The organism is Azospirillum sp. UENF 312511 (assembly GCF_058780635.1).
Genome location: NZ_JBSNCG010000004.1, coordinates 438757 through 453655 on the forward strand (window position 1 = coordinate 438757; position 14899 = coordinate 453655).

Annotated in this window: 14 protein-coding genes; 1 reads left to right on the plus strand and 13 read right to left on the minus strand. The window is 70.2% G+C overall.

The annotated features are described in order from the left end of the window. Positions 1–12: 12 nt before the first annotated feature. The 13 genes from ACWPN7_RS27375 to ACWPN7_RS27435 all read right to left on the minus strand — a co-directional run bounded on the left by ACWPN7_RS27375 (position 13) and on the right by ACWPN7_RS27435 (position 13781). Positions 13–2328, minus strand: coding sequence for a TonB-dependent hemoglobin/transferrin/lactoferrin family receptor (locus ACWPN7_RS27375; RefSeq protein WP_456524387.1), 2316 nt, complete (start codon positions 2326–2328; stop codon positions 13–15). Between the two features lie 105 nt (positions 2329–2433). Further along, a complete protein-coding gene (hutX, locus tag ACWPN7_RS27380) occupies positions 2434–2982 on the minus strand; it encodes a heme utilization cystosolic carrier protein HutX (RefSeq protein ID WP_451996628.1) in 549 nt (182 codons plus the stop codon). Positions 2983–3069: 87 nt separating this feature from the next. Further along, the gene (locus ACWPN7_RS27385) at positions 3070–4521 is read right to left on the minus strand and encodes a sensor histidine kinase (RefSeq protein WP_451996630.1); all 1452 of its coding nucleotides are present in this window, start codon (positions 4519–4521) and stop codon (positions 3070–3072) included. Next, on the minus strand, positions 4508–5176 hold the full coding sequence (locus tag ACWPN7_RS27390) for a response regulator transcription factor (protein WP_349619170.1): 669 nt from the start codon (positions 5174–5176) through the stop codon (positions 4508–4510). The genes ACWPN7_RS27385 and ACWPN7_RS27390 overlap by 14 nt, the downstream gene beginning before the upstream one ends. Positions 5177–5238: 62 nt before the next feature. Continuing rightward, the gene (locus tag ACWPN7_RS27395) at positions 5239–6060 is read right to left on the minus strand and encodes an ATP-binding cassette domain-containing protein (protein WP_451996632.1); all 822 of its coding nucleotides are present in this window, start codon (positions 6058–6060) and stop codon (positions 5239–5241) included. Positions 6061–6062: 2 nt separating this feature from the next. Then, positions 6063–7172 (minus strand): FecCD family ABC transporter permease, encoded by a 1110-nt coding sequence (locus ACWPN7_RS27400; protein ID WP_451996634.1) that lies wholly within the window; start codon positions 7170–7172, stop codon positions 6063–6065. Next, the gene (locus ACWPN7_RS27405) at positions 7169–8044 is read right to left on the minus strand and encodes a heme/hemin ABC transporter substrate-binding protein (RefSeq protein WP_451996636.1); all 876 of its coding nucleotides are present in this window, start codon (positions 8042–8044) and stop codon (positions 7169–7171) included. Before ACWPN7_RS27405 ends, ACWPN7_RS27400 begins: the two co-directional genes overlap by 4 nt. 17 nt (positions 8045–8061) lie before the next feature. Further along, the gene (locus ACWPN7_RS27410) at positions 8062–9033 is read right to left on the minus strand and encodes a ChuX/HutX family heme-like substrate-binding protein (RefSeq protein ID WP_459196286.1); all 972 of its coding nucleotides are present in this window, start codon (positions 9031–9033) and stop codon (positions 8062–8064) included. 318 nt (positions 9034–9351) lie between these two features. After that, complete coding sequence (locus tag ACWPN7_RS27415; RefSeq protein ID WP_349619165.1) at positions 9352–10323, minus strand: carbon-nitrogen hydrolase family protein; 972 nt, start codon at positions 10321–10323, stop codon at positions 9352–9354. After that, the gene (locus tag ACWPN7_RS27420) at positions 10320–11021 is read right to left on the minus strand and encodes a flavin reductase family protein (protein WP_201042334.1); all 702 of its coding nucleotides are present in this window, start codon (positions 11019–11021) and stop codon (positions 10320–10322) included. Before ACWPN7_RS27420 ends, ACWPN7_RS27415 begins: the two co-directional genes overlap by 4 nt. Positions 11022–11092: 71 nt before the next feature. After that, a complete protein-coding gene (locus ACWPN7_RS27425; RefSeq protein WP_247874651.1) occupies positions 11093–12151 on the minus strand; it encodes an ABC transporter substrate-binding protein in 1059 nt (352 codons plus the stop codon). Then, complete coding sequence (locus tag ACWPN7_RS27430; protein ID WP_349619164.1) at positions 12148–12990, minus strand: ABC transporter ATP-binding protein; 843 nt, start codon at positions 12988–12990, stop codon at positions 12148–12150. The genes ACWPN7_RS27425 and ACWPN7_RS27430 overlap by 4 nt, the downstream gene beginning before the upstream one ends. Positions 12991–13007: 17 nt before the next feature. Further along, complete coding sequence (locus ACWPN7_RS27435) at positions 13008–13781, minus strand: ABC transporter permease (RefSeq protein ID WP_247881777.1); 774 nt, start codon at positions 13779–13781, stop codon at positions 13008–13010. 361 nt (positions 13782–14142) lie between these two features. On the opposite strand from ACWPN7_RS27435, the gene ACWPN7_RS27440 reads away from it, so the two are divergent. Then, positions 14143–14892: a TrmB family transcriptional regulator gene (locus tag ACWPN7_RS27440; protein WP_199230067.1), complete on the plus strand. Its 750-nt coding sequence runs from the start codon at positions 14143–14145 to the stop codon at positions 14890–14892. Positions 14893–14899 lie beyond the last annotated feature (7 nt).

Below are 14899 nucleotides of genomic sequence, written 5' to 3' on the forward strand. Positions count from 1 at the left end.
AAGATCGGGCCATCACCATTTCAGCGTGGCGTGCACCAGGAAGGAACGGCCGGCCTCCAGATAGCGGCGGCGGTCGGGCGAGGTCTCGCTGACGCCGACGACGTTGACGTAGTTGTAGTAGCCCTGGTTGAACAGGTTGTTGACCGAGGTGCCCAGGCTGATGTTCTCCGTCGGGTTGACGTAGGCGGCCAGGTCCACCGTGGTGTAGGCCGGAGCCTTCAGGTAGGTCGGGTTGCTCACGTCATCGGCCTTCTTCGCCATCACGTGGGTGGCGGCGACCTGCGCGCCCCAGAAATCGTCCGGCGCGGTGTAGGACAGGCCGGCGTTGACGGTGAAGGGCGCCACCTCGTCGATGGCGGTGCCGGCGTCGATGTCGAAGCCGCGGGCAAAGGCCGCCGCGCCGAACAGCGCCCAGCCCGGCCGGAACCGCCACTCGCCCTTGCCCTCGGCGCCGAAGATCTCGACCTTCGAGACGTTCTGCGCCTGATAGCGCAGGATGCCGCCGGCGCCGGTGCCGACTGCCCTTTGCAGGATGAAGTCGCTGTAGCGGTTGTAGAAGCTGGAGACTTGGAAGCTCGACCCGTCGCTGAACTTGCCGCGCAGGCCGGCCTCGACGCCGTCGCTGCTCTCCGGCTTGAGGTCGGCGTTGGGCAGCACCTCGTAGCCGTAGGTCGGGTTGGAGAAGCCGAGGTTGGCGTCGTCGTAGGGCGGCGCGCGAAAGCCGTGCGCGTACTGGCCGAACAGCGCGTATTCCTTGGTCAGGTCGTAGGTCGCGCCGAACTTCGGAGACAGGGCCAGCTTGTCCAGCTTCTCCGGCTGTGTGGAGGGCCGGGCGGCGAAGTAGGCGGCGTCCTTGTCTGGGTCCATCCGGTAATAGTCGAGCCGAAGCGCCGGCACCAACCGCAGCCGGTCGATGGTGATCTCGTCCTGCACATAGGCCGAGGCCATCAGCGTGTCGGTGTTGGGGAAGGTGCGGCTGGGGTAGGTGTCGCCGTTGTAGCTCTTCGCGGTGGCCCCGGTCGCGAGGTTGGTCAGCGTCACGTCGCGCATCCGCTCGGTGCGGATGGAATCAACGCCGAAACCGTAGGAGATGCTGTTGCGCAGCCCGAAGAGTTGGGTGTCGGAGCGCAGGTTGACGGCGGCGCCGACGATCGTCTGCTTGGATTCGTTGCTGGTGGATTCCCGCAGGGCGGTGCCGGCGGCGAACAGCGGACTGGTGGAGGTGGCGACGCGGGCGTTGCGGGTGCGCTTCTCCTCGCGGTCGAACTGGGTGCCGTAGAGGCGCCAGTCGATGTGGTCGATGAAGCCGATGGGCGCGTCGTGCGCGTGCTCCAGGCTGACGCGCCAGCGGGTCGCCGTATCGTCGGCCGTGGAGCCGGTGAAGGCGCCGCGGGTCATCCGCATCGGCACCATGGAGAAGATGTAGCTGGCGCTGCCGCCGACGTCGTTGCGCAGCGTCGTGTCGGTGCTGCGGTGGAAATACTCGCCGGTCAGCGTCACCTTGTCCGGCCCGTGGTCCCAGACCAGCTTGGCGAGGCCGTTGTTGCCCTCATAGTCCTGCGGGTTGCGGTAGGCCTTGTCCTTGGACTTGTACTCCTCCCCGTCGCGGCGCGTGTAGATGCCGAGCAGGGAGAAGTCGCCGGAGCGCAGCACCCCCGTGCCGGTCTCCGACAGGCTGGAATCGACGCTGTCGTAGGTCGTCTTCAGCGACACGAAGCTGTCGCGGCCGGGCCGCAGATAGTCGGCCGGGTCCTTGGTCACATAGGTCACCACGCCGCCCAGCGCGTCCGACCCGTAGAGCGCCGAGGCCGGCCCGCGCACGATCTCCACCTGCTTGACCGAGTCCAGATCGACCACGTCGCGGTTGTAGCCGGCGGACGGCGCGGCGGAGGCCGGCGATTCCGGAAGCCGCGTGCCGTCGACCTGCATCAGGATGCGGTTGTTGCTGATGCCGCGGATGGTGAAGCCGCCGGCCCCGGCGCGGGACGGGGAGTTGCTGACCGTCACGCCGGGCTCGTAGCGCGGCAGGTCCTGGAGGCGGTGGACGCCGCGCTTCTCAAGCTCGTAATCGGGGATGACCGACACCGTGCCCGTGTTCTCGCCCACGCTGCGCAGGCCGCGCTCGCCATAGACCGTCACCGCGTCGAGGATGGTCGGGGGCGGCGGGGTGGTCGCCTGCGCGGTCTGGGTGGTGGCCTGCTGATTCTGCTGCGCCTGGGCGGCAGGGGCCAGCAGCGTCAGGGCGGAGGCCGACAGCCACAGCGCCGCGCGCAGACGGGAACGGGACGGTGGGAGGGGAGGGCGGTGGGACACGGGTGGCACGATCATCTCTGTCTCTCTGCACGAGGTTTTTCTGGCGTGTTGTTTTTGTAGAAATGCGACTGCGTCTTATTCGCAATTTATAGGCTGAAGCCGCCCGGTGTCGGCGCTGACTCAGGCGGTGCCGTGCGGTGCCCCGCACAGGCGCGCTTTCAGCGCCTCGAACCGCTCCACCTGATCGGGCAGGAGCTGGCGGGCGTCGTCGCGGCCGACGAAGACCTTGAACATCGCCTCCCCGTCGCCGTTGAAGAAGACGACGGAGGCGCTGTCGGCGCTGCCCATGAAGGGCCGGCGGACGAAGCCGACGGTGCGGCAGCGGTCCAGCCGGATGTGGCCGCCGATCGGGCTGCCGCCGGCGAGATTGTAGAAGCCGCGTCCGAATTGCCCGCGCGGCAGCGGCCCCTTGCACTCCAGAACGAGGTCGGCGCTGTGCACCAGCACGGTGACCGTGCCCCAGTCGGCCATGTCCAGCATCGCCGCCTCGGCCGTTTCCCCCGACGCGAAGGCGCGCAAGCCGTCCGGCAGGCATTCGGTGACGGTGAGCAGGCTGACATTGCTCTCCGCTGCGACTGCCTCCAGCACGCCGTTCGGCGCGGCGGCGAGGCGTTCGCGCAGGGCGGCGAGCGTGTCGGGGGGCGGGGCGGTGGGGGTGCTGTGCGGCATGGAAGCAGTCCGGAGCGTCGGTTGCAAACTAAATTGAGAATAGTTCGCATTCGCAAATTTGCTCAACGGCGCTTCGCTTAATTTCGCTTAATGGAGAATGCCGGTGATGGCGCCAGGAACGGCAGGGGCCGTCACCGGGCGGCCCCGGCGTTCCAGCCGGACCACCGCGCGCAGGCCCGGACCGTTGTCCTCCAGCCGCAGGGCGCCGCCGTGCAGCCGGGCGATGGCGTCCACGATGGCGAGGCCAAGCCCATGGCCGGGCACCCGGTCCGACGGGTCGAGCCGGCAGAAGCGCTGCACCGCGAGCGCGCGCTGGCCGGGAGCCAGCCCACGGCCGCGGTCGGCGACGACGATCTCGTTCCAGCCGTCGCGCCGACCGGCCGACAGGTGCAGCGCCTCGCCCGGCGCGTATTTCAGGGCGTTGTCCACCAGATTGGCGATGGTCTGGAACAGCAGCGTGCGGTCGCCGCGCAGATCGAGGTCGCGCTCCACGGCGACGGTGATGACGGTGCCGGTGCCCTCGGCCAGCGGCAGGTAGGATTCGGCCACCTCGTCCAGCAGCGCCTTCGCGTCCAGCGGCTCCACCGCCAGGGTGCAGCGCCCGGTCTCGATCTCGCCCAGCCGCATGATGGCGCGGAACAGGTGCTGGATGCGCCGCGTCTCCTCGATCCCTTCCTCCAGCTCGCGGCGCAGGGCGTCGTCGGGGCAGTTCTCGGCGATGGTGGCCAGCCGGTTGTGCAGGTGGGTCAGCGGCGTGCGCATCTCGTGCGCGATGCTGCTCGACACGCTGGACACCTCCTCGACGAGCCGGGTCACGCGGTCGAGCGTGCGGTTGATCTCGCGGCCGAGCCGCGCGAACTCGTCGTCCGGGCCGGTGATGGCGACGCGGCGATCGCGGTCGCCCGCCGCGTAGGCGGTCAGCGCCATGGTGATGGCCGACACCCGGCGCAGCGTGCCGGCGCTGAAGCGGATGCCGAAGGCCACGCTGGTCAGCAGGAACACCAGCACGCCGCAGCCCGCCGCCAGCGGTACGGCGCGGAGCTGGTCGAGCATGGGCTGGAGGTCGTAGGCGTTGACGTAGCGTCCGCCGTCGCCCAGCCGTACCACCATCCCGCGCACCTTCCAGCCGTCGCCGCGCTGGTCGATGCGGCCGGTTTCGCAGGGGGCCGGACCGCCGCAGGCGATGACGGCGAGCAGCCGCCGGGCCATCGCCTCGTCGCCGTAGAGCACGCGCCCGTCGCGGTCGATCACCATGCGCCGCCGCGTGCCCTCCGGCGCGAAGCGTTCGCGGCGGCGCAGCTCCGCGACCAAGGCGGCGGCATCGCCGAAGCCGCCGTGCAGGCGGTGCGTTTCCTGGTCGCGCTCCAGCAGGTCGACGACATGTTCGTTGACCAGCTCCACCAGCAGGGCGCGGCTCCACAGCACGGCGGCGCCGGCCACCACCAGGAAGACCGCGCCGATGGCCATGGCCTGGCGGAAGCTGCGCGTGTCGAGATGGCGGCGGAACCTCCGGACCCAGGCCGGTCTAGCCCAGGACATAGCCGATGGCCCGCACGGTCTTCAGCAGGGGCGGGTCGAAATCCTTGTCGATCTTCGCCCGCAGCTTGAAGACATGGACCTCCACCAGATTGGTCGGGGGGTTGAAGCCGTAGCCCCAGGCCTTCTCCAGCAGCATGCTGCGGGTCACGGTGCGGCCGGGGTTGCTCATCAGGATGTGCAGGAGCTTGAACTCCTTGTCGGTCAGCTCGATGGGCACGCCGCGCCGGGTCACTTGCCGGCGGGTGACGTCCATCACCAGATCGGCGACCTCCAGAACGTCGCCGGCCCCGGCCAGGACGGCGCGGCGGGTCGCCAGATGCTCCAGCCGGACCAGCAGCTCGGCGAAATCGAAGGGCTTGCCCAGATAGTCGTCGGCCCCGGCGCGCAGCCCGGCCACCCGTTCCGTCGTCTCGTCCAGGGCGGACAGCACCAGGACCGGCGGGTGGCGGGTGCCCTGCAGGCGCTTCAGCACCTCCATGCCGTCCAGCTTGGGCAGCATGCGGTCCAGCACCACCACGTCGAACGCCTCCTCGCGCAGCAGGCGCAGCGCGTCCTCGCCATCGCCGGCGAAGCGGCAGGAATGGCCGGAGCCGCCGAGCTTCGCTCCGATCCAGTAGCTGACCGCCGCGTCGTCCTCAACGATCAGAACACGCACCGTCCCCTCCCTCCGACGCCTCTTTCGGGCGCCCCGTCTCGTCCTCAGTTTGCTATTAATAATCATTCGCAATTGATTTTTCCAGACGCCGCGGCGCGTCCGGTGGCGGCGTAGACCACGCCCTCCTCCTCGGGCAGGTCGAGCCGGACGAAGGCCGTGCCGAAGACGCGCTCCAGCACCGGCACCGGCAGGTCGGCCATGGCGCCGGCCCAGGCGACGCGCCCGCCGGCCAGCAACAGCCCGTCGTCGGCGTAGCGCGCGGCCAGCGTCAGGTCGTGCAGGATCACCGCGCAGCCGCCGCCGGTCCGCTCCACCCAGTCGCGCGCCGCCCGCAGCAGATGGTGCTGGTGGGCGGGGTCGAGGCTGGCCGTCGGTTCGTCCAGCAGCAGGTAGGACGGTCCTGCCACGTCGCGCCCGTGCCGGCCCGCGGCCAGCTGGGCGAGCGCGCGAGCGAAGGCGACGCGTTGGCGTTCACCGCCGGAGAGCTGGGGCATCAGCCGGCCGGCCAGGCCGCCGGCCCCGGCCCGGATCAGGCAATCGGCGATCAGCGCCCGCCGGTCGCCGGGACGGATCAGCCAGGGCTCGGTCGCCAGCTCCATCACCTCCTCCACCGAAAAGGCGAAGGCGACTTGCTGGTGCTGCGCCACCAGGGCGCGGCGGACGGCCAGCCGCGGCGCCGGGATGGCCGCCATTTCCACCCCGTCCAGCAGGGCGTGACCGGCGGTCGGCCGCCGCTCCCCGGAGAGGAGGGAGAGCAGGGTGGATTTGCCGGCCCCGTTGGGACCCAGGATGGCCAGCACCCGGCCGGGCCGCACCGCGGCGGTCACGCTGTCGAGCAGGCGGGCGCGGCCGATGGTCAGGCCGGCGTCGATCGCTTCCAGCATGGTCAGGTCCCTCCCAGCGCGCCGGCGCGGAGGCGCAGAAGCCACAGGAAGAAGGGACCGCCGACGGCGCCCAGCAGCAGGCCGGCCGGCACGTCGGCCGGGGCGGCGATGGTGCGGGCCACCGTGTCGGCCAGGACCAGCAGGACCGCCGCGGCCAGGGCCGTCGCCGGCATCAGCCGGCGGTGCACCGGTCCCAGCAGAATCCGCATGACGTGCGGCACGATCAGCCCGACGAAGCCGATCAGGCCGGACACCGCCACCGCCGCCCCGACGCCCAGCGCCACCAGAAGCACCGTGCGCACGGCGAAGCGGTGCGGGTCGAGGCCCTGGAGGAAGGCCTCCCGCTCGCCCATGGCGAACAGGTCGAGCCGCCGCGCCCCGGCCAGCAGCCCGGCGGTCGCCAGTCCCATCAGGAGCATCGCCGGCCCGATCTGCGCCCAGCTCGACCCGCCGAAGCCGCCCATCATCCAGAAGGTCATCTGGCGCAGCGCGAGGTCGTCGCCGAGGTAGCTGAACAGCCCGATGCCGGCCCCGCCCATGGCGTTCACCGCGATGCCGGCCAGCAGCATGGTGGCGGGAGAATTGCGCCCGTCGCGGCGGGAGATCGCCAGGATCAGCACGGTGGCGGCCAGCGCGCCGAGGAAGGCGGCCAGCGGCAGCACGGTGGCGAGGGACAGGCCGCTGCGCGCCAGCCCCAGCCCCGACACCCCCAACACCATGGCGGCGGAGCCGGCCAGCGCCGCGCCGCTCGACACCCCGACCAGCCCGGGATCGGCCAGCGGGTTGCGGAAGACGGCCTGGAGCGCCACCCCCGCCACGCCCAGCGTCACCCCGACCGCGGCGGCCAGGACGATGCGCGGCAGGCGCAGCATGGTCAGCACCATCCAGTCGCGTTCGGACAGCGGCGTTCCGGGCAGGCCGAGCAGGGCGGCGAGGTGGGACAGGCTGCGGTCGAGCGGGACGGACACGCCGCCCGTCGCGACGGCAATCAGCACGGCCAGCGCCAGCGCCACGGCCAGCGCCGCCAGCACCGGGACGAGGGGTGGGCGCCGGAAAGACGGCGCCGCCCGGTCTCCTTTCCGGGAGGACGGCATGGACAAGGTCAGGCTCATGGTTGCCCTTGAGGAGAGGTGCCCTGGACGCGGGTGAGTTCGGCGACCGCCTCGGCCGTGCGGGGGCCGAGTCCCATCAGCAGCGCCCCGTCCACCACCGCCACCCGCCGGGCCTTGGCCGCCGGGGTCAGGGCAAGCTGCGGCGTCGCCAGGAACGGGTCGAGCCCGCCCGACCGGTCGACCAGCGACCAGCTGACCAGCAGGATGTCGGGCGCTGCGGCCAGGACGGATTCCGACGACATCGGCACATAGTCGCGCTCCACCTCCAGGGCGTTGCGCGCGCCGGCCATGGCGATCAGCGCCGCGGGGACGGAGCGGCTGCCCGCCGCCATCAGACCGCCGGGCCCGCCGCCGACCACGCCGAGCACGACCGGCGCGCCGTCCTTCGTTCCGGCTTGGGCGGCGATGGCGGCCAGAGCGGCGAGGTCGCGGTTCAGCGAGTCCGCCAGCCGCCGCCCCTCCGCCTCCCGGCCGAGCAGGCGGGCGACCCGCTCCACCTTGTCGAGCAGACCGGCCAGCGTCGGCGTTTCCGGCACGACCTCCACCGTGACGCCGAGCGCCCGCAACTGGTCGAGCGTCGTCTCGGGGCCGGCGCCCTGGATCGCCAGGACGTGCGTCGGGGCCAGCGACATCACGCCCTCCGCCGAGAGGGCGCGCATGTAGCCGACATCGGGCAGGCCGTTCACCGGCTGCGGATAATGGCTGCTGGTGTCGCGCCCGACGACCGAGCCGCCGTCGCCGAGCGCGAAGACCAGCTCGGTCACCGGCGGGCCGACGGTGACGATCCGCCGCTCCGCCGCCCCGGCCAGGGTGGCGGCGGTGAGCGCAAGGGTGGCGGCGATCGCCGCGGGGAGAAAGCGCAGGCTCCTCATCGGCCGGCCTCCGTTCGTCACAGGGATGCGGCGAGCGCGCGCCACTCCGCCCGCTCCGGCTTGTCCTCGTCGCGCTGGCCGCAGAGGATCGCCGCGTTGTCGCCCTGGTCGTCGTACAGCTCGACGGTGGTGATGCCGCCCTTGTCGGTCGGCTTGTGGACGACCCAGGCGCTGGACAGCCGCGCCTGGATGGCGCGCAGGGTGAAGCCGGCGTCGTCGATGCGCAGCAGCCCGTCGGCGGCGGCCGGGTGGTCTACCGAGCCGGTGTGGATCTGGATGCAGCCGGCGTTGCCGACGAAGATCATGATGTCGAGGCGGCGGTCGCGCGCCGCCTCCAGCAGCGGCAGGAGGGTCGCGGCGGGCAGCTCCCGTGCGAAGCCCGGCCCGGCGAGGCGCAGCGCCTGCCGGCGTCCGACCCCGAAGGTCCTCAACATGCCGAAGAACTCGTGCACGTCGGTCATCGCGCTCCAGGCGGCGCGCAGCCCCTCCACGTCGATCTCGGCGTCGGGCCGCTCGGCGGCGGGGGCGGGCAGGGGTTCCAGGACCGGCGCGTCCTGGTCGGCGGCGCGGTGCAGGATCAGGAAGGCGTCCCAGGCGGCGGCGTTGGTCTCCGCGGTGCGGTGGATGGCGTGGATGGCGCGGCCGTGGCGGTCGAAGACGCGGATGGCCTCGGCCTCGCCGTCCGCTTCCGGCGTGTGGACGGTGATGGTCCAGTGGCGCGGGAAGACGCGCAGGTCGACCTCGCGGTTCAGCACGATCAGGGCCGGGCCGTTGCCGTCAACATTGCCGAAGCGCCCGGTCTTCCCGTGGGTGATGCTACGGTTTCCGGTGACGACCCGGACCGTCCCCAGGACGTCCAGCTTCCTCAGGGCATCGGTCCAGTCCACCTCCAGCCGCGTCGGGCGGGCGGCGCCGTTTTCCCAGCCGGGGAAGACGGACAGGATGGGATCGGCAATCGGAAGGACAGTGGGCAGGCGGGTGTCGGGCATTGGGAGCTTCCCTTGACAAGATGCGGTGTGGTCGGCCCGTCCGGACAGGGCCAAATTTCCCGCAAATGATCATGAGAAGCATTATCAGTTACAAGGCGCCGATCATTAACCGGCATTAATCGCCCGGCGCCCGCTGGAAGCGGGGATTGCGCGTGGCGATACGTTCGGCAAAAGCGCAACCCCCTCACCCTAACCCGGTCGCTCGCAAGTCTCGCGTCCTCTCTCCGCCTTTGATCGCCTTCGGCGCTCAACCGGCCTCCGGCCGGCGGCTTCGAGCCCCAGAGGGGAGAGGGGATTTCAATACGATCACCTTGCCCGTCAGGCCGCTTCTTCGATTTTCTCGTTGCGGTCAGGAAGGGCGGTCTCGCGCACCGTGGCGACCGGCGCGCGCGGGGTCTCGTCGACGCGCATGCTGAACAGGTCCGGCCGCGCGTAATGGCCCACCGGATCGAAATCGAGCTTGGCGCCGACCAGATCCTCGACGTCCACCTCGGCGGTCAGGATGCCCTCCGCGTCGACCAGCGGGCCGGCGAGGATCTCGCCGAGCGGCCCGACGATGACCGAGCGGCCGTGCATCATCCACTCGTCCGGCCCGGCGTCGATGCGGCTCGCGTAGTCCGCCGGGAAGTCGGAGCGGCGCATCACCTGGCAGGCGCCGATCACGAAGCAGCGCCCCTCCATGGCGACGTGGCGCATGGTGGCGATCCAGCTTTCACGGTCGTCCGCCGTCGGCGCCGCCCAGAGCTGGACGCCCTTGGCGTAGTAGGCCGCGCGCATCAGCGGCATGTAATGCTCCCAGCAGATGGCGCCGCCGACACGGCCGAACGGCGTGTCCATGACGGTGAGGGTCGAGCCGTCGCCGAACCCCCAGACCAGCCGCTCCGACCCGGTCGGCATCACCTTGCGGTGCTTGCCCATCTGGCCGTCCGGCGACAGGTAGAGCACCGTGCAGTAGAGCGTCCCGCCGTCACGCTCGATGACGCCGACGACCGCATGGATGCCGTGCCGCGCGCAGGCCGCCGACAGCGTCTCGGTCTCCGGTCCCGGCACCGTGATCGCGCCGCGGACGTAGCGGGCGAAGTCGGCGCGCCCCTCCGGCGTGCGCCGGCCGATCGAGCAGCCGAAGTCGAGCCCCTTCGGGTAGCCGCCGATGAAGGCCTCCGGGAAGACGGCGAGCGACGCGCCGGTGGACGCCGCCTCGGCGATCAGGTCGACCGTGCGGGCGGTCGCAGCGGCGGCGTCGAACGGCACCGTCGCCGCCTGCACCGCGGCCACTTTAACCTTGGTCATGCTTGTCGTTCCTTGCAGTGTGTTTCGGTGGGTTGAGGCGCGGTGTCGGCCCAGACCGGCCGGACCAGATCGAAGACGTCGCGGGTGCGCAGATAGGCCGAGGGGCCGTGCATGCGGGCGACGAGGTCGAGCGCCTCATGGTCGATGCGGGGGCGGTCGGGGTTGCCGGTCAGGACGCGCGTCGCGACATGGGCGTGCAGCACCTCGCCCACGAACAGCCACTGTCCGGGACCGCTTTCGAACTCGTGGATCAGACGGCATTCGAAGGCGACCGGCGATGCGGCGATGCGCGGCGGCCGGACCGCGACGCTCGGCAGGGTGGCGAGGCCGGCGAGCCGGGTCTCGTCCACTTCGGGCGGCGCCTCGACGCAGGTGAGGTTCATCGCCTCCGCGAGGTCGAAGGGGACGAGGTTGATCACGAATTCCCGCGTCGCCCGGATGTTGACCGCCGTGTCCTTCGGCCGGTCCGGGCGCGCCAGCACGCCGAGACAGACCACCGGCCGGTCGGAGCCGAAGACGTTGAAGAAGGAATAGGGGGCCGCGTTCACCCGGCCCTCGGCCGAGCGGGTGACCGCCCAGGCGATCGGCCGCGGCAGGACCGCGGCGGTCAGAAGGCGGTAGCGGTCGGGCGCCGGCAGCGTGGCGAAGTCGAAATGGCGCGTTGGAGGGGCGGGGGCGTCGTCAAGTCGTAGGGTCATGAAGTCTCCTTCGGCGCGGCCCGGCACGGCCGCCGCCCCGTCCTGCGCGATGCGTCGGGATCGCCGGCCGATCAGCCGACGATCTTGACCGTCTTCGGATCGAAGCTCTGGGTCGCGAAGGCGGCGTCGACCTTGCCGGCGATGGTCGTGTCGACGAACTTCGAAACGTCCGGCAGGCGCGGCAGAAGCTTCGCCTCGACGCCCCATTCGGCAAGCTGGTTCAGCTTTTTGATCTGCTCGTCGGAGAGCGCCGCCTTGATGTCGGTGGGCGCCTTGGCGTTCCAGGCGGGGTCGTAGCCCGACGCCTTTTCCAGCACGGCCTCCGGGATGTTCTTCGCCGGCTCCAGCGAGCGGAACCAGCCGTTGACGAGGTCGTGGTTCTGGCTGGCGAAGTACAGCGCCTGGGAGTTGGCGAGCAGAAAGCGCTCCGCCACCTCGGGCCGGTCCTTGAAGAAGCGGTTATTCGCGGTCAGCACGATGACCGGGGTCAGGTTCTCCGAAACGACCTGGGCGAAGCCCGCGTTCTCGAAGAAGCTCACGAACGGGTCGTAGGTGAAGAAGGCGTCGATCCGCTGCGCGCCCACCGCGTCGGCCAGCTCCGCCGGCCCGACATTGACGAAGGTCATGTCGCGGCCGGGGGTGAGGCCGGCCTTGATCATCGCCTCCTGGGCGTTCTGGAAGGCGGTGATGCCGAAGGTGCCGTAGACCTGCTTGCCCTTCAGCCCGGCGACGTCGGTGATCCCCGATTTCTTGGTCACCAGCACCGCCGAGCGGAACCGCGCCTGCGAAGCGATGGTCGTGACCGGCGCCCCGACCGCCATGGTGGTGACGGCGGCGAAGTCGGACAGCGTGCCGACGTCGGCCGCGTTCGACACGATCGCCTCGTTCACCGCCGGCGAGGCGTTGAGCTGGATCATGTTCATGCGCAGGCCGTTGCGAGCCGCGATGTCGGTGCGCATCAGCACATGGGCGATCTGGGCCGAGACGGTGGTGGTGTTGAACCAGCCCATCTTGACGACGTCCGCGCCCTGCGCGCGGAGGATCGCCGGCTTGGCGAGGGTTGCGGCGGCGGCGATGCCGGCGGCGAGTTGGCCGAAACGACGGCGCGAGAGTGTCGAGGTCACGTTCATTCCCCTTTTTGCCATTCGGGTTTCAGGGTCTCCCACAGGTCGTTGACCGTAGAGACGAACCAGGGATCGGAGCGCATCTCGGCCGTGCGGGGCCGCGGCAGCGGCACGGCGACCTCCTCGCGCACCCGGCCGGGCCGCGGGCTCATCACCACCACGCGGTCGGCCAGGAACACCGCCTCGTCGATGCCGTGGGTGACGAAGATCACCGTCTTGCCGGCCTCGGACGAAATGCGGGCGATCTCCTCCTGCAGAAGCACGCGGGTCTGCGCGTCCAGCGCGCCGAACGGCTCGTCCATCAGCAGGATGTCGGGGTCCGGGGCGAGCGCGCGGGCGATGGCCGCCCGCTGCTTCATGCCGCCGGAGATCTGGTGCGGGTACTTCTCCTCGAAGCCGGTCAGCCGGACCATGTCGATCAGCGAGCGGGCGATCTCCGCGCGCTCCTTCTTCGCCATGCCCTTGGCCTTCAGGCCGAACTCCACGTTCTGCTGCACGGTCATCCAGCCGAACAGCGCGTAGTCCTGGAAGACGACCGTCCGCGATGGGTCCGGCTTGACGATGGGGCGGCCGTTCTGCAGAAGCGTCCCGCTCGACGCCGACTGGAAACCGGCGACGATGCCGAGCAGGGTCGACTTTCCGCAGCCCGAGGGGCCGAGCAGCGAGATGAACTCGCCGCGGCGGATGCGCAGATCGACCCCGTCGAGCGCGACCACCATGTTGTCGGACGAGGTTCCGCCATAGACCTTGCCCAGATTCCGGATGTCGATCTGGATGTCGGCCGGCTGGGCCTGCGGCGCGCCGGGGGGCGGGGAGGGGGTCTTGAGTGCGGTGTTGGCGGCCATGTTCCTTCGCCTCCTGCTCAATTGCGCTCGGAAGGCGCCCAGGCGTTCACCCGACGCTCGATCCGTTCGAGGACGGCGGACATGGCGAAGCCGACGAGACCGATGGCCACCATGCCCGCAACGACGTTGTTGATCTGGAAAAGCATGCGCGACTGCTGGATCAGGTAGCCGAGGCCGGTCTGCGCGGCGATCAGCTCGGCGGTCACCACGCACATCCAGCCAACGCCCAGCGCGATCCGCAGCCCCGGCAGGATGATCGGCAGCGAGGCCGGGATCAGCACGTCGGTGAAGAGCTGCCAGGGCGTCGCGCCGAGGCAGAGCGCCGCGTTCATCTGGTTCCGGTCAAGGCCGCGCACCGCCGTGTAGGTGGCGACGAAGGCCGGGAAGACGGCGCCCAGGAAGACCAGGAAGTAGGAGGCGGCGTCGCCGAGCCCGAACCACAGGATGGTGATCGGAATCCAGGCGAGCGGCGGGATGGGGCGGAGCGCCTCGACGACCGGCCGCACGAAGTCCGCGACGCTGCGCCACCAGCCGCACATCAGCCCGAGCGCCATGCCGACGACGCAGGCGAGCGCGAAGCCGACCGCCACCCGCTGCAGGCTGGCGCCGAGATGGACCCACAGCGAGCCGTCGAGCGCCATGTCCCACAATGCCCCGGCCACAGCGACCGGCGAGGGCAGAAGGAAGGCGTCGATGATGCCGAGCGAGGTCAGCGCCTGCCAGACGGCGAAGAAGGCCGTGAGGCCCATCGCCGCGCGGAAGGACCGGTCCGTCAGAATGCGGGGACTCACGGCGCGGCGCGGCGCCCTCTGCATGAAAGGCGGCGGCGCCGCATGCGCTTTCGTGTTCGCTTCCATCACCTTCCCTCGTTCCACCGTTCGGCGCCGTCTCGCGGGACGTCAGCGTCCTTGGACGACGACAAAACGATGACAGTGTCGGAAAAATCCGTCAATTCGAAAAATACAAATGAATGACGCTTGGCAGCCCAAAACTTGCCGTTTTAACGGGCATATGGCGGGATAAAAGCCCATTTTATCGCCCTTGTGCCAAAGTGGTGATGTCGGATGTCGGCAATTTATCGGCAAAAACCGACGATGGACGGGTGGCGCGGAATCGGGCATGTTGCGACGCGATTCAAAAGGGAGCACGTGGGTGAATCTGGAGGAGAAGCTGTCCCGGATCGGCATATCGGGGACGCTCTACAAGCTCTATCTGACGACGATCCGCCTTGGCGGCGGCTCCGTCACGGAGGTGGCCGCGGGCGCCGGCATGGCCCGCACCACGGCGCACGACGCTCTCGCCAAGCTGGAGGCGGAGGGGCTCGTCCGCTTCGTCGATCACGGGAAGCGCCGCTTCGTGGTCGCCCAGGACCCGGGCATCCTGCTGGAGCGCAGCGAGGCCCGGCGGCAGATGCTCGAAGACGTGATGCCGGTCCTGCGGTCGATGTACCATCACGAGAACGGCCAGCCGAACGTCCGCTTCCACCCCGGCCCCGAAGGCATCCGCACCGTCCTGTGGGAGACGCTGAGCGGCGACGAGAAGGAGCTGCGCGCTACCCTCTCCATGCGGGAGCTGATGGTCGAGCCGGGGCTGGAGGAGATGGAGCGCTATTTGAAGGAGCGGGCGCGGCGCGGCATCTGGCTGCGGGTGATCCGCTCGGAGGAGCGCGACATCGCGCCGATCTGGCCGTCGAGCCAGGAGGAGCGGCGCGAACTGCGCTACGCGCCCGCCACCTACAACCTCGCGATGACCTGCTTCATCCACGGCAGCAAGGTTTCGGTCATCTCGTCGGCCCGCGAGAGCTACGGCCTGATCCTCGACAGCGCCGATTTCGCGGCCTTCCAGGCGTCCATGTTCGATGCCATGTGGAGCCTGAGCACACCGGCGCCGACCATCCCCTGACCCCTCG

What these genes read in the sequence shown, in the direction of transcription:
- hutX (WP_451996628.1), bottom strand. Translation starts at nt 2,982, where the DNA reads ATGCCGCACAGCACCCCCACCGCCCCGCCCCCCGACACGCTCGCCGCC.
- ACWPN7_RS27420 (WP_201042334.1), bottom strand. Translation starts at nt 11,021, where the DNA reads ATGACCCTACGACTTGACGACGCCCCCGCCCCTCCAACGCGCCATTTC.
- ACWPN7_RS27375 (WP_456524387.1), bottom strand. Translation starts at nt 2,328, where the DNA reads ATGATCGTGCCACCCGTGTCCCACCGCCCTCCCCTCCCACCGTCCCGT.
- ACWPN7_RS27410 (WP_459196286.1), bottom strand. Translation starts at nt 9,033, where the DNA reads ATGCCCGACACCCGCCTGCCCACTGTCCTTCCGATTGCCGATCCCATC.
- ACWPN7_RS27425 (WP_247874651.1), bottom strand. Translation starts at nt 12,151, where the DNA reads ATGAACGTGACCTCGACACTCTCGCGCCGTCGTTTCGGCCAACTCGCC.
- ACWPN7_RS27405 (WP_451996636.1), bottom strand. Translation starts at nt 8,044, where the DNA reads ATGAGGAGCCTGCGCTTTCTCCCCGCGGCGATCGCCGCCACCCTTGCG.
- ACWPN7_RS27395 (WP_451996632.1), bottom strand. Translation starts at nt 6,060, where the DNA reads ATGCTGGAAGCGATCGACGCCGGCCTGACCATCGGCCGCGCCCGCCTG.
- ACWPN7_RS27430 (WP_349619164.1), bottom strand. Translation starts at nt 12,990, where the DNA reads ATGGCCGCCAACACCGCACTCAAGACCCCCTCCCCGCCCCCCGGCGCG.
- ACWPN7_RS27415 (WP_349619165.1), bottom strand. Translation starts at nt 10,323, where the DNA reads ATGACCAAGGTTAAAGTGGCCGCGGTGCAGGCGGCGACGGTGCCGTTC.
- ACWPN7_RS27385 (WP_451996630.1), bottom strand. Translation starts at nt 4,521, where the DNA reads ATGTCCTGGGCTAGACCGGCCTGGGTCCGGAGGTTCCGCCGCCATCTC.
- ACWPN7_RS27400 (WP_451996634.1), bottom strand. Translation starts at nt 7,172, where the DNA reads ATGAGCCTGACCTTGTCCATGCCGTCCTCCCGGAAAGGAGACCGGGCG.